General features: G+C 56.1%; 11 protein-coding genes. All 11 read right to left on the bottom strand.

Annotation, left to right across the window (positions count from 1 at the left end):
- Positions 1 to 32 precede the first annotated feature (32 nt).
- Complete coding sequence (locus tag GGD67_RS26665; protein WP_179736984.1) at positions 33 to 1,418, bottom strand: hypothetical protein; 1,386 nt, start codon at positions 1,416 to 1,418, stop codon at positions 33 to 35.
- A 63-nt stretch (positions 1,419 to 1,481) separates the two neighbouring features.
- The gene (locus GGD67_RS26660; protein WP_179736982.1) at positions 1,482 to 2,975 is read right to left on the bottom strand and encodes a hypothetical protein; all 1,494 of its coding nucleotides are present in this window, start codon (positions 2,973 to 2,975) and stop codon (positions 1,482 to 1,484) included.
- 66 nt (positions 2,976 to 3,041) lie between these two features.
- Complete coding sequence (locus GGD67_RS39985) at positions 3,042 to 4,295, bottom strand: glycosyltransferase family 4 protein (RefSeq protein ID WP_179736980.1); 1,254 nt, start codon at positions 4,293 to 4,295, stop codon at positions 3,042 to 3,044.
- Positions 4,292 to 5,482, bottom strand: a complete 1,191-nt coding sequence (locus GGD67_RS26650; RefSeq protein ID WP_246790871.1) for a polysaccharide pyruvyl transferase family protein — start codon at positions 5,480 to 5,482, stop codon at positions 4,292 to 4,294. The genes GGD67_RS39985 and GGD67_RS26650 overlap by 4 nt, the downstream gene beginning before the upstream one ends.
- Complete coding sequence (locus GGD67_RS39520) at positions 5,394 to 6,638, bottom strand: glycosyltransferase (protein ID WP_246790859.1); 1,245 nt, start codon at positions 6,636 to 6,638, stop codon at positions 5,394 to 5,396. Before GGD67_RS39520 ends, GGD67_RS26650 begins: the two co-directional genes overlap by 89 nt.
- A 115-nt stretch (positions 6,639 to 6,753) precedes the next feature.
- Positions 6,754 to 8,106, bottom strand: coding sequence for a lipopolysaccharide biosynthesis protein (locus GGD67_RS26645; protein ID WP_179736976.1), 1,353 nt, complete (start codon positions 8,104 to 8,106; stop codon positions 6,754 to 6,756).
- Positions 8,096 to 9,040 carry an aldo/keto reductase gene (locus GGD67_RS26640; protein WP_179736974.1) on the bottom strand — a complete coding sequence of 315 codons (945 nt, stop codon included), beginning with the start codon at positions 9,038 to 9,040 and terminating at the stop codon, positions 8,096 to 8,098. The genes GGD67_RS26645 and GGD67_RS26640 overlap by 11 nt, the downstream gene beginning before the upstream one ends.
- The gene (locus GGD67_RS26635; RefSeq protein WP_179736972.1) at positions 9,040 to 10,605 is read right to left on the bottom strand and encodes an FAD-dependent oxidoreductase; all 1,566 of its coding nucleotides are present in this window, start codon (positions 10,603 to 10,605) and stop codon (positions 9,040 to 9,042) included. The genes GGD67_RS26640 and GGD67_RS26635 overlap by 1 nt, the downstream gene beginning before the upstream one ends.
- 3 nt (positions 10,606 to 10,608) lie before the next feature.
- A complete protein-coding gene (locus GGD67_RS26630; RefSeq protein ID WP_179736970.1) occupies positions 10,609 to 10,980 on the bottom strand; it encodes a hypothetical protein in 372 nt (123 codons plus the stop codon).
- Positions 10,946 to 11,530 carry a hypothetical protein gene (locus GGD67_RS26625; RefSeq protein ID WP_179736968.1) on the bottom strand — a complete coding sequence of 195 codons (585 nt, stop codon included), beginning with the start codon at positions 11,528 to 11,530 and terminating at the stop codon, positions 10,946 to 10,948. The genes GGD67_RS26630 and GGD67_RS26625 overlap by 35 nt, the downstream gene beginning before the upstream one ends.
- A 172-nt stretch (positions 11,531 to 11,702) precedes the next feature.
- The gene (locus GGD67_RS26620) at positions 11,703 to 13,970 is read right to left on the bottom strand and encodes a polysaccharide biosynthesis tyrosine autokinase (protein WP_179736966.1); all 2,268 of its coding nucleotides are present in this window, start codon (positions 13,968 to 13,970) and stop codon (positions 11,703 to 11,705) included.
- Positions 13,971 to 14,222 lie beyond the last annotated feature (252 nt).

The following is a 14,222-nucleotide window of genomic DNA, read 5'->3' as shown; positions in this document are numbered from 1 at the left end:
CCTAGAACGACGCTTCAAGTTAATACGGCCGCCTAGCCACTGGGACGCAATGCTGTTGCCGCCGGATAATCTTGTCGCGCTCGCGCACCCGTCGTCTCACGACGTAGCCTGATCCCTCCGACAACGATCAAGATAGCAGCTGCGATCATCGAGAAGGCCCAGAAGTACACTACGGTTACCCCCCCGTCTCTCAAGATAGTTTTGAAATAGATGAGGAATATCCAGAAAAAGGTGAACAGGAGAGGACTTGTCGTCCTTACCGCCGCGTCATAGAGACGACTCTGAACAACCCCCAAGAGGAACATCATAGGGATCAACGAAACGAACCCGTAGACCATGTAAACGTCGACATAGAGAGTGGTAGTCATCGACGAGAAGTTTCCATACTCATTGAGATTCACGATTGACGTGAATACCGGCTTGTCCGGCCAGAGTTGCCGGGGAATTGGCCAATATAACAACCGAAGATATTGCGTGCCGTAAGAATAACCCGCCCGCTCGTCGACAACCATCGCCGCTACGGTCGCGCTATCGAACTCAACGACGTCCATTGAGCTCTTGCTGCCGCGGTCAGCCACGTAGGATGTCCATATCGACGAAATATCCGCATCGCCAAGCACAACCCGGCGCACCACATAGCGATCATGCCCGACGATGTCGAACAACAGAGCACCGAGCAAGACTCCAATGATGATCAAAGCACCTGGATATCGCCTTCGAGCCTCGATGAGCGACACAAAAAATACGCTGACGAGAACGACGACGAACGAAAGCCGCTGTGCGCCAATATACGCGCGAAGAGCGACGAATGCCGCTATGAAAAAGATCGAGAGCGTCCTGATCGACCCTTTGCACAGATACAGCATGATGCAAATGATAGGAAGAAATTCGGCGAGCGCCAAGGTGTATCCGGAAATGCCAACGAGACGCTGTCCACCCTCTGCGTCTCGCGTAACTTGAAACGCATTGACCGACTGGAGCCCAGCGTCGCCGTAGGCCCGATACGTGCCGTAGAGTCCGGCCACGCCCAGCACAAAGACAGTGGCATAGAAGGCGACGGGCCGCAGGACGACAAAGCGAACCGGAGCGAATGTTGGAATGATGCTCTTGGCGCGTTTTGCAAACGTAAACCCGAGGAACGCGGCAATAAGAGCAACATTCGCAATCGCCGTTACGCGGATGATGTCCTCGGAGGTCGGTGTGATCCCGACGCGCAGCCAGATGAATGATTTCCCGTCAAGATAGATCAGAAGCGGTCGAACAATGAACCCTACGAAGTGGTAGAGCAGGTATATCACAAAGGGATGATAGACTGGGGCGCACCAGACTTTGACAACCACAAAGCCGACCGCAAGCCACACCACGAAGTTGAACAGCGCAGCATAAATCAGCGGTGTGTCTACGAGGTTTTCTACCATATTAGTGCTTTCAATATAGTCAAAGTCCTACCCTTCTGGTGGAGGCGTTGCGCAGAACGCGCTCTAGGGCTCAAGTGTGACGGAGACGTTAGACGTATCATCCAGACTTCCATGTTGAGATACGAGTCGCGCAAAACGAACCTGGCTCGCTGACTGATCCAACTGAATCTTTATCGCGATGTCCTTGATCAGATTTGGAACGCTTTCTCCGGCAGTAACCGAGACAACGCACGGCATGTTTTTTTTGTGACAACGGGCCGTGATACTAAGGACAACATCCGATATTCGTGGATAAACCTTTGTCGACAGGGCCAGGAAGCTGTCCGTCATATCAATCCGCCCTCTGACCCAGCTCCCGATATAGACGGGTCCGCAATCGATCACCTTGATCTCCAGATCAAGCCACGGAAGCTCTTCAGGATAGCACTGCGTTGGCTCGTTTCTGGAATTGCCTCGTATCTTGCTCGGCCTTGCTTTCCCCCCCTGAAGGCCCCCCATCGACCTACAGTTCTCGAAGGTGCAAGCTATTAATCTTCCATGGGCGCCTGCCCAGCCCTCCCAACCCTGATTGCCATCAAAGAAGTAACCTCGCTCGATATCCAGATTCGTTCCGCACGGATTAAGAATATCCGCGTTCGTTTGCCCCATAACAATGTCCCGTCCGATGAATGCCCCATGATGAGCACCGCCCTGGTAGAACACCTCTCCTCTAAAGCGCACGACCTTGGAGCGAACCAGGGTCCAGTCACCGGTTGCTCGATCGTTTTCGGCCCAAAGGCCCTTGTGCGTGAGGTCCCACCCCTCACCGGTGGAGACATCGGCTGGATAGCTATAGACGTCCGTTCGGTCACATCCGCCGTCTAGTTCCATATCGGTGAGGCTTACCGACGGCAATTTAGAAGGATCCGAAGGAGATGATGGCCACCCCTTCAAGAATATGCCGGCTCCGCGCCAGACCTTTCCATTCACAGTTTGCCAATTCGACTGAAGTTCCCGGCCATCCTGACTTCGAAACAGAATTCGAGTCTTGTTCCCATGTCCGACGAGAGCGACCGGACGTTCGATGATGATCGAGTGACCGTCATATGCATTGTTCTTATCGGGATCGCTAGTCCGCTTTGGGCACCAAACGGCATAGGCGCGCTGCTTGAACCGCACCGTTCCGGCACCAAACGTCTCGGCATATTTGATAGCCTGCTGTATCGCTGCCTGATCGTTTGTACGGCCGTCTCCGACCGCGCCGAACGCTTCGACGAAGACCGTCTCAGGGCTCAGACGGAAGTTTCGGCCATCCGAGGCAGTGAAGGTGGCTGAAGGGTGGGCAGCCAAGAACGCAGGATCAATGCGCGGGTCACTTTCGAAGATCAGGTTCACGGGAATTGGCCCGTCCCCGAGGCATTCTATTTGCGTCACCGATGATGGAATTTGCGCGCTGCGAAGCTGACTGATCGGAAGCAATCGCTTGAACGACTCTTCAGAGCACGCCGGTCCAGCCAGCCACACCGTTCCGGAGGCCAGTCCTGCGAGGACAACTCGTCGGTCTACTGGCTTCATCATGTTCGCGCTCTTTGCCTTGTTTGGATCCACAACAAAACGTTGGACGGTTCAGCGAAGCTAGAATGGTCATTCCAGCAGGGATTCGATCGACGACCGATAACGCGCGAACGTATATTTCTGGGCTTCACGCTGCGCGTTCGCCTTGAAGGAAGCCAGCCTCTCACGGTTGGATATTACTTCCATCACAGCCGATTGGAGCGCTTCTTCCGTGAGTTCCGGCAGCATTATGCCCGTCTCGGGCGTGACCGCAACGCCGGCATTTTTCGATTGAATGAGCGCCAGTCCGGAAGCCATTGCCTCCAGAAGCACCAGAGCGGAGCCCTCAAAGTAGCTCGGAAAGATCAGGACGTCCGCATTCCTCATGATGGAAGGAACATCCGCACGCGGGACAGTCGGCTGATAGCTCACTCGTTCTGAATACTTCGAGAAGATCGCTTTAGGCACAAGCATATCTCCGACGATCTGCACAGATGCCAGCTCGCGTGGAATCTTTTCGAACACCTTGAGCACCAGATGAATTCCTTTCCGCACACCGGCCTGACCAAGAAACAGGAAGCGAACGGGCCCAGACCGGGGGGTATCTTCAGCCCGGTTGAATCCTCCGAACAAGCGTTCGTCGAAGCAGTAGTTCAACACGCGCAATCGATCTCCAACCGAACCGTCAGACGCATGTTTCCTCACGGAATCCGCAGCAAACGGCGACCCCGTCAAGATCACATCCGCCAGGCTATACTCCTCGTCGTCTCGTTCGATGCGGTCGGCCGGTATTCGGAATGAGGAGTCGGAGAAGAATTCCGGATATGTCTCGTGTAGATCATCCATTATCCGGTTGTGCTCCCGTCCATCGCCAATGGTCCGATCGAGAATGCAAGCCCTTCCGGCGGCTTTCGCCGCCCGAAACGCGTGGACCGACGAGCTGCTATACCCCCACAGGTCAAAGCTTCGGGAGGACTCCATTTCCGATTTCAGCAGTTCCGCAAATCTTGCATTTCCGAACTGATCAATCCTTCTTGACAGCTGCCGGAATCCGGCGCGGTGAGCCAATCGCTCTATCCATTCAGAGACTCCAACAGTCTTGACGAGGTTAGTATCAAGCGCTGGATTGCTGAATCGACGAAACTCGTAGTGCACCTTCTCCCGGATTGGCGACGGCATCATCCGTTCAATCCGATAGGGCCACCGGTCCGGCTGATAAAAAATCGACGTCGCATAGAATTGAAGCCGTCCAAGCTGCTGCAACGCCAGCGCAGTCTGCCACGAATGCTGCGTTCCCGGATGAAAGACCGCAATTTTGTCCGCGAATGAGGATCGGCCTGTCACGAGACGGCCCCCTTCAGTTGCGGCTCTTTCTCGGTCTCCAGAACCTCAGCTAGGGCCGCGCCGAAGCGCATCTTTGTATTCCTGTAGTGATTAACGGCTCGATTTACACGGACAGATACAGCCTTCTCCTCTTTGAGGCTCTCTGCGACCAAACGGCTCAGCACCTGGCAGTCAATGGATGCGATATCGATTACCAGGTCGTCCAAACCGAGATCCCTCATGATGAACTCCGTCTTCGGAAGGTACGAGATCGCGGTTAACGGTCGCGCCTCCATCATTGCAAAAATGCAGGAGTGAAATCGTGTCCCGACAAAGATTCGCGCTCGTCCGATGGCTGCTCGAAGGATTTCTGGCTCGGTTTCCGTCTTGTGCACGAGAACATGTGCTCCCGAACGCTCCGCGACCCTCTGGGCTAAGTCCAGATCACTAGCAACCTGGTTGAAGATGACGGTCCTCAGTCCGTGCTCGCGATATAGCTTATCAAAAATATGTACCAGGCCGTCCTCGTACCTGGCCTTGTCTTCGGCGGGATTTGTCCGATGGGGAAATGGCCAATCGACAACAGTTGCCCCGACGAATTGCTCGCCCCTTTTAAGACCGATTTCCTGCAGAAGATGGTCGATCTCGGACCCGTTCTCGGTCACGTGCAAATTCCAGAAGGCACTGTCACCAGCCACCACGACCTTTTCTGGAGCAATGCCCAACTCTCCGACGAGGAACTGCCGAGAATAACCTTCGCGCACGCACATCAGTGCACATGGCGATAGGACAAGGCGCGTCATCGCAGCTCCAAGCTTCGACTTGATCGGCCCAATGCTCTGTGGAGCTAGAACAGTTTTGGCTCCAACTAGAGTTCCAAAATGGATGTGCAATAGCGCAATGATATAGGACAGATTGACGTCGTGAATATATCCTCCAGGCGCACTGATCACGAAGTCGGCAGCCCGATAAGCCGTCAACGTCTTGCGCTGGCTCACCGGAAGGACTTGCGCCAATCCAAACCAGCCGGTCGCACACGCAAACCAAGCTACAAAGAGGTACACAAGCTGCTCAAGGCGTCCCAAGGGCCCCGAAAATCGCGACGAATTTCCGATGCGCTCACTCCAGTCCACGCCTGGATGCGCCGCTTGCGCTGAGGAAATGCCTTCGAACAGTATGCCCATGATCGTCGCATCCGGATCGACCATCCGCATCTGTTCGATGCATTCGTCCAGCAGGACCGAGTCCCCGCGATTTGAACGACCAAATGCATTCACGATTAAGTATTTCCGCACCATCCTGCTCTCGCTCATGTTCCCGAACGCCCCCTACTAGCGTTGCTACGCCAGTACTAAACCGGAGCAGGTCCCATTGATCGATTGTGTTGGTTGCCGCCAAAGACATTGTATCTCTCAAGGCCTTTTCGGACAGCAGCTGACGCAAGAACCCCGCAGCGGTCTCAACACTCCCTGGCGAGAACACAAATCCGGATTTTCCGTGCTCGACGATTTCGCCAGCAACGCCACACCGGCTGGTTACGACGCAGGGAATGCCCAAGGCCATCGCTTCGTTCACGCAGAGACCCCATTGATCGTACTCTGATGCCAGCAGTAGGGCCTCGGATCGCCGATAGAAGATAGGCATAATGCTGTTCGGAACGTCTCGAAGGTGACACATCATGTTATCGACCCCGAGCTGCTTTGCTGTCTCCGAAACCGCTGCTTCCTCAGGCCCCGACCCGATAAGCACGAAGCGAACACCGCACTGTGGAGCGCCGCTGGCCGCATATATGCGCAAAGCCACGTCGGCCCGTTTGCGACTGACGAGCCGACTGACACAAATGACGTATCGTTCAGGCAAAATGCCTTTGCGGAGAAGAAACGGAGCCCGCCGCTCCAGCTTGGCAGCTTGGGCTCGAAAGAACGTGTTGTCGATCACGTCATAACCGATTTCAATCGGCCGGCTCATACCGAGCGATCGAAAGTACGAACGGTGCCTAGCGCCCGCGACGAGTGCGCCATCGAACAGGCGAAGCAAGCCGGCCTTGATCCATTCGGACCAAGCACTGCGCTCCTGATCATCCGCTTTGCTGTCCGACATGAAAAATATAGGCACGCTGTTCACCTTGGCAAAAAGCAGCGACGTTAACGCCAACTCGTCAGAATAGCCGATCGTAAAGATATGGCTTGGACGAGCTATCTTCAGGGCGCGCCAGAGAGAGAGAGCCCTCTCCCGCTTGCTTAGACTTCCGATAAGCTTGATACAGCGGATTGCATCCTTTAGAGCCGCAGCTCGTCGCTGCCTGTGTGCATAGAAAGCGGACGATCTCGACGCCTCAATCGCTACCAGCTCGTGGCCAGCCAAACGCAGCCGCTCCTGACACGACGAGAGCCTACTCGCATGGTAGTCGCCAATATGATTGATGACGAAACAAACTCGATGAGTCACTTGGGGCAAAAGCTATCCTCGCAGGCTGAGATCAATGCCAAGACTTCAATCGGGTTAGGCCGCCTGCCAAATAGGCCCCCACCGCCTGCAATGGATTATCGGGGCGGTAAAACAGCCTCCTCGCCTGCTTCGCAATGACCAAGCACATGATCACATCAAGAAACGCGACTGATAACGCGGCACCCGTCGGACCCATTATTCGAGAACAGACAAAAGTTACAGGCATCGTCAACGCGCTAAGAAGGAGAAATGGGAAAGCAAACCCCGCATGGCGGTTAATCGCCAAAATCAAGTTCGAGAGGGGATTCCAGAAGCCACCCAGCACCACCGTCAGCGCCATCAGAGCGACTAACTCCCGGCTGGGAATAATGAGTTGGCGAGTCCAGAGGGCTATCAGCTGAGGACCGAACAGGACTAATAGAATCGCGAATGGCAGCGCGACAGCCAACGCCACACTTACGGTTAACAGCACAATGAGAAACTCGCTTCGTCGGTCCTTCCGTGCGACGGCGGCCGAAAACTCGGGCATGATCGCGTGTGTGAGCAACTGCGTGAGCTGAATGCCGATTCGCGAGAAAGTTCTTGTCGCGGTGAAAACCGGAACAGCCGCGCTGGAGAGCGCGGCTCCGAGAGCCAGGGTTGTACCCTGAAGGAATGCGGCCTGACCAAGCGGAACCGCAAGCACCGCTAGAGCAGGCTTGAGGAGGCCAAGCGCCTCTACTCGATCGGCCTTTTCAAAGCCGATCTTCAGCCAAGGAACATTAATCCTTAAGAGGAGGTTCTGGACCAAAAGCGCAAGAAAGCGCGCCACAACGAGCGTCACAGCCGCATACTCAGGCCCATAGCCCAGGACGACTACGGCGACCATACACACATTCTCGAACAAAATAGTATTAGCAGACCAAAATGCTCCCAGCGCAAATAAGCCAGCGCACCGAAACCCAGCCATGAAGATGCTACCCTGAAGAGAAACAATCGCGTACACGATCAGTAGCGAAAGCGTAACGCGTGTAGCGCTGGGCGTCATCGACGAGAAACTTGGCCACACTGCAGAAGGAATACCCCAGACAATCAACAACGCTCCCAAGACCGCGAGAAGCGACGAGGCCAAAATGACAACCCAAGCACTCTGAAACACGCGAACTGTGTCAGCGTGTCTTCCGCGTGCAGCAAGCATGGTCATCTGATTGCCTGCAGCAGTCGCAAATCCCAGGTCGCTCACAGAAAGGAAACTTGGAACCGCCGCAAGAATGACCCACGCTCCATATGCCTCTACCCCCCAATGAACAGCCAGTACGGGCACGATGAGAAGCTGTACTCCAGCAATGACCAGCTTGTCATAGACGTTTGCGGCGACGCCGATGCTCACACGCTTAAGATTCACCGGCGCTCTCCTCTAAAAGGGACAGGGCGCGCAGCACAGCGGCAATACCGATCGAGTTCTCGATAAGAGCCAGAGCCTCCACAAAAGCTCTGGTACGCTCCTGACTAGTCGAAGCGAATATCAGCTTTGCCGAGGGAAAGCCTGCATGCAGAACAGTGAAAAATACCGCTATCTCGACCGCAGCCAGATCCAAGCGCGCCGATCTTGCTAATGGCACTGCTATTCGGCTGATCTTGTCGCCAAACGCAGCATCCGACTTTTGCAATGCAAACCCAGCGCTAGCAATGCTATGCAGGAAGTGAGGCTTAGAAAGCCCTGGACCGTCGAGTTGGAGATCACACGGCCGCGCCGCAAACTGCGGTACAAAACCGGATGGGAGCATCGCATCGAGGCCGCGATCGAAGCATCGACCATTTGCGTACCCAATCTCCACCGCGGCGCCTCGACGCTTCTCTTGCTCGAGAACTTCGACAGCGGATCGTATCAACTCTACAGAAGGTACTTCGTGCAGGAACAAATAGTCCAAGCGCTCTCGGCGAAGACGGCCACGCGTCCGATCCAGAGACTCTCTTATCGCTACCGGCGAGTAGTCGAATCTATGCTGATGGATGAAGGCTCCCCGAGATTGCGGAGCTGAGGTCGGACCAGAGCGCTTTGGTCGCTCCAGCATCAAGCGCTTGAGAGCGCTCGCGTAAGTGCGAAGGATCGCGTGGTTTGGCCGAACTGAACCGACTTTGGCGGAAAGGAAGACATCACGAAGCCCCGAAACAACATTCCCCACAACGGTTTCCGCCGTTCCCATTCCGTAGGATGGCGCGGTATCAAAATGGCGGATACCTGCTCGCAGACAATATTCGATTAAGCGAGCGGAGTTTCGCTCATAAGCTCCTCCCTTCAGCCTCGCGCACCCAAAGACGATCTGTCCATCCAACATCAGATTTGTCCAAGAGATTTTGCCAACCTCATACCGAAGGCGATTGCCGTCAGCGTAGGATTTGCGAAGCTTCCGGAAGGAAAGGTCGCAGCGCCGGAGACGTAGAGATTGTCAGTGCCGAACACCTTCAAATTCCGATCCACAACAGCCTCCTCGGCATTCTCGCCCATACACGCGCCCCCCATATGGTGATAAGAGTCATGGCAGCTGGTCAGAAAAGTCTGGTCTTCATCGAGGATGCGGGGATCGATTTGAATCTCGCCCAGACCAGATGCGCGAAATTCTGCATCGATCGCCTTGCAGACTTCGTTGGCAGCTCGCATTTCCCGACCATCGAATGCCCAGTGGAGAGCAATCGGAGCATCATCTGGGTGTTGAGACGCATCGAGCCTTAAATAGCTCGCCGCGGTAGGAATTTGCTCGATTTCGAGGCCGAGAAATACGCCGTTATCGAGCAAACTGGTCGCGCGGCGTTCGATCAGGTATCGCCAGGCAAGCGGGAGCAGAATGCGAGCCATTTTGCTGGCATCATTTGCTGCAGCCAGCGATTGCCGCCATTGCGACAAGTCGACGATCCGCCGCGCCAACATAAGCGAATCTCGAAACAGCGAACCTACACCATTGGGTGTGTTGATGGTGCCCACGCAATTCGCAATCTTCATTCTCTCGGAAAAGTCATCTGTAGTGCGAATTTTCACACTATATTTATGCCGGTTGTAGAACACGTGATCAAACAGATCGCGCAGCTGATTCTGATCCTTAACAGCGATCGCTCCTGCAATTCCGTGCAAATGGTCGATGAAAAACTTTCCTACGTTCTTATTATGTTGAAGAGGAGAGCCGGGCGTTTCGACGGCGCGCAACAGGAGACGCACCGCCTCAAATGTGCCGTTGGCGAGAACGAGCTGCCGACAGGCGAGGCGGCAAACTTCGCCGCCGGCAATGGCAACCTCAAGTCCGCGAACACGACGCCCCTCCTCGAACAACAGGCGCTTCACTTCCGAGTTGGTGACGATCTGCGGCCCCTTTGGGTCATGCAACCATCGCCTAAAGAGCCGGCTGAAGTCAGGCTGCGGCAGCCAGAGATTCATTCCCAACGTTAGGTCTTTTCCAAATTCGGGAGGTCTCTTTGTTACGGCTCGCCAAACGCGTTCCGTGTCCTGGACCCCCTCTCCCACGCCCAAGATCTCGAAAGCTTCACTGAAGAACGGTTGGATCTCGGCGTACGATACGGGCCAATGTTTCTTGCCATCGTAAGAGCGGCTCTCAAAGTCCTTTGCTTCGAACGGCACCAATTGTCCGCCCCAGAGGCGGGTTGTCCCTCCCAATGCCTTCATTCTGCCTTGGCGCAAGCCCCGATGCTGCAAGCCATAATTGATTCCTTCATTCGACTGGATGTAGTCGACGCTGGGAGACGTATCGCCTGCCTCTAGAACGACGACTGACTTGCCGAGTTGTGCCAGCCGAATTGCCAACGTGAGTCCGACGGCTCCCGCGCCGACAACTATGACGTCGGCCTCCAATTGATCAGCACTGCCGGAAAGCTGAGATCCGTCGACAATCATGACTCAACTCGTTGGCGCAGCAACGATGTTCGCCGCAGTCGGGCGTACAAGCACGACGACCCATGCGCTCCGGAAAATCCGAACACCTTCCTCAGTTTCGCCGGAAGAGGCCAACATCGTCATGCGCTTATCCGCGACAATGACGAAGCCAAGATCACTCGCAAAAAAGAAAATGAGAATGATCGATAGCGACACCCATGGGCTGCACACTTCGTTGGCCAGTGGAATATCAACATCGGCACGCGCAAAGGCTGTATGCCCGCAATCATGGGCTGGTCGTAGGCGCACGCTTCTACCTCCAGGGCAGCGCAAAAGCTTGAGGACCGCTTCATTAATGTTCTCACCGTCTCCATAGGCGATCGTCGCGATCGACACCCGGGATTGCCACCTCGAAGCCATCGCGCGATAAACGGCGGGCTAAGCTCTCTCGGCTGGCGATATCGGCCTGTTCTAATCCCGCAAGGAGCGACGCGCGATGTTCCCATCCGATAGTGGTCAGGTTGATAGCTGCTGCGTCAATGAAGTCTGAGTCAACCAACTCGGAAAATTCGGAAACGACGGCCTTCTGCGTTACATCGCTCAACAGCGCAAATACCGCCAGGGCCAGCCGATTGCGTCGGAGCGCAATCCACCCCTCGTGCGGCCCGGCGATATAGGACTTTTCAATAAAACTGATGTACGCACGGTCAAACCCATTGCGGGCTGTCTCAACTGAATACAGCATCAGCCAAAGGAATGCGCTAGATGGGGTGGCCGAAAGCGCAGCCCTGAGCCTGCGCTCCGCACCACTGATCTCGCGATCAAACTCGGAGCTATTGCTCTGAGCGGCCATTTGGCCCGTACTTAGTCCCATCAGCGCCTGGGCTTCATAATACTCGGGTTGCACTATGCCGGGAGGAGGAGCAGCCTCCATTTGGGAAAGCATCTCCGGCAAGACTCCCGGCTTGAAGCGCTCCTCCGCGATGATCCGCGCCGAAACGTTACGGGCTGGCTCAGTTAGCCGAAACGACGGCAAGGCAGCGTAAGACCAAATGACGCCTAGCAGACCGCACAGCAGAAAATGGCTGCGAAGGGTCGTTACTGCCAGCCAGTGAGCGCTATTCGACATACCCATAACGGGCGTAGTATTTCTGATAGTAGTAGCGGCCGTGATAGGACTCGTACCGCGCGAGGGCCTTGGTGTCAGCCTTGTTCAGGACGACGCCGAGCAGCTTGTCGTGGATCTCCGGCGCATTGCGCAGATTGTGCCGCACGACATCTATCTTGGTCTTGCCCCACTCCACTACGAAGACGTAGGAATCGACGAAGGGCGAGGTGACGCGCACATCCACCACCGGAGCCATTGGCGGCATGTCCAGCACCACGTAATCATATTTCGAGCGCAGCAGGCTGACCACCTCGTACATGGCTTTGGAGGCCAGTATCTCGTTGGTATGCAGTAGCTTTGAGGTGGTGCCGGCCGGCAGCACCGCGAGCCCGGTCTGCGGGTCGAGGCTGACGGCATCCTGAAGCTGAACCTTCTGCCCGACCAAATCGACCAGCCCGACTTTCGCGTCCGGCCTAAGCGCGCGCGACAGCGAGGGGTTGCGCAGGTCGGCATCGACCAGGATCACCTTGGCGCCGGAATGCGCCATTAGCTGCGCTAGGTTAGTGGAGAGCGTGCTCTTGCCCTCGTTCGGCAGGGTCGATGTCACTGCCAGCACGCGGTTCTCCCGCACGATAGAGTTGAGATCCACCGCCACCTTCAGCGAGCGCACCGCCTCGGAGAAGCGCGACAGCGGATTGTCGACGACATAGCGAAGAAGATCGGGCTGCGGATTGCCCTTCCTGGCAAGCTTACCGCCCAACACTTTTTCGCCAAGTCCCTGCGCAGAGACCGTGTTGCCGAGCGCGGGCAGGATGGCGATGCAATTGGCCCCGAGTTGCTCCTCGACCTGAGAGGTCGTGCGGAACACCTTGTCTGTGAATTCGCGCGCCATCGCGGCGCCGAAGCTCAGCAGCATACCCCCGAACAGACTTACGGCCAGGATGATCGGGGTCTTCGGGTAGCTCTTCACCAGCGGCGTGGTCGCCGCGCTGATCACCCGCGCCTCGGTGATCGGGAAGGATTGCTGCTGCACACTCTCCATGTAGCGCTGCAGGAAATTATCATACATCGCCTGGTAGGACTGCGCGTTGCTCTCAAGCTCGCGGAGCTGCACCTGCGCCTGGTTGGTGAGCTGCGATTCCGAAACGACGTTGGCGAGGCTGGTCTTGATGCTTTCTTCGCGCGTCACCGCGATGTCGTAGTCGCTCTTGTAGGATTCCTGGATGCGCTTCAGCTCATCGATGATGTTCTTCTTGATCTCGGCCATCTGCCGACGCAGATTGACGGCGGCCAAGTGATCCGAACCGTATTTCATCGACCAGATCGACTCCTTGGAGGCCAGGTCGACATATTGCCCGCGCAGCTTGACGATGGTGTCGTTCTTCAGCGCGTCAGCCACTGAGGCATCCGGAATCTCCTGCTTGAAGATATCGTTCAAGCGGTCCAGCCGCGCCTTGGCTTCGGCGGTCGCCGCATGCGCCATGATCAGCTGACTGTTGACCTCCGCAAGCTGCTGCTCGTTCATCAGCCCCTTGCCGGTGGCGATGATGTTGTTGGCGGTCTTGAAATCGACGACCGCCTTCTGTGCGGCGGAGGCCTGGGTGCGCAGCTCCTTGATACGGTCCTGGAGCCAGACGCTGGCGCGACGGGTCGCTTGGTACTTCGCCTCGAGCTGGTCGACGATATAGGCATCCGCAACGGCGTTGGCGATCCGCGCTGCTTTCTGCGGGTCCCGCGAGGTGAAGCCGATCTCCATCACATAGGTGAGGCCGAGCCGCTTGATGGTCCGATTCTTCTCGAACTGCCCAAGCGCCTTGCGCGTTAGCTCAAACTCGGACGGGACGCGAGTTGATGAGAACAGGCCCGTCGCTGCCCCAATGATCGTGCCGAGCAGGCCGCCTCCGCTGCCGGTGAACTCGGGGTCCTCAATCAAATGCAGGTCGCGGATCACGGCGAGGCTGATGTTCTCCGATTTCAGGATCTCGACCTGCGTCTCCACCGTCGCGGAATCGATTGCGATGTCACCGAGCACGGATTGCTGCTGGAACAGCTGCACCTTGCGGGTGTCGATCACCATCGAGGCTGTCGAGGTGAACAGCGGCGCGGCGGTGAACAGATAGAGCAGCGCCAGAATCACGCAAGCCGAGACAATCGCGACCATGGTCGGGAACTGGCGCCTGATAATGTCGAGATAGGAGGTCAGCGTCTGCGACGCCGAGCCGTCGGCCTCGGCGAAATCACGGTTGATCTCCGAGGTCGGCTTATTCACCTGCAACATCTAGCAATTCCTGAAAATGGATCGATGTGTCTTATTGGGATTAATGTTCGCCAAAAGCCTGCATGCGTCCGCAGCAAACCTGATGCCAAAGCCCGCGCTCCGCGAAACACTAGCACAATCCCGTCCGCAATTGAACGCGCATGATGCAGCGCACAGCTCCGCTTGCACGACATTTTGCATGAAGCTTAACGGCCCAAACGTGAAAGCGGCGCTCGATGGCGCCGCTTTGGTTAGGTCGTGAATGAGGCTGCG

The organism is Bradyrhizobium sp. IAR9, from assembly GCF_013408065.1.
Classification (GTDB): Bacteria; Pseudomonadota; Alphaproteobacteria; order Rhizobiales; family Xanthobacteraceae; genus Bradyrhizobium.
Note: the sequence above shows the minus strand (reverse complement) of the source record. Positions and strands in the feature narration are given on the sequence as shown.

Coding starts and splice junctions, on each gene's coding strand:
- GGD67_RS26650 (WP_246790871.1), bottom strand. CDS start 5,482: ATGGTCGATCCGGATGCGACGATCATGGGCATACTGTTCGAAGGCATT.
- GGD67_RS26665 (WP_179736984.1), bottom strand. CDS start 1,418: ATGGTAGAAAACCTCGTAGACACACCGCTGATTTATGCTGCGCTGTTC.
- GGD67_RS26620 (WP_179736966.1), bottom strand. CDS start 13,970: ATGTTGCAGGTGAATAAGCCGACCTCGGAGATCAACCGTGATTTCGCC.
- GGD67_RS26625 (WP_179736968.1), bottom strand. CDS start 11,530: ATGCTTTCCCAAATGGAGGCTGCTCCTCCTCCCGGCATAGTGCAACCC.
- GGD67_RS26635 (WP_179736972.1), bottom strand. CDS start 10,605: ATGATTGTCGACGGATCTCAGCTTTCCGGCAGTGCTGATCAATTGGAG.
- GGD67_RS26640 (WP_179736974.1), bottom strand. CDS start 9,040: ATGTTGGATGGACAGATCGTCTTTGGGTGCGCGAGGCTGAAGGGAGGA.
- GGD67_RS26660 (WP_179736982.1), bottom strand. CDS start 2,975: ATGATGAAGCCAGTAGACCGACGAGTTGTCCTCGCAGGACTGGCCTCC.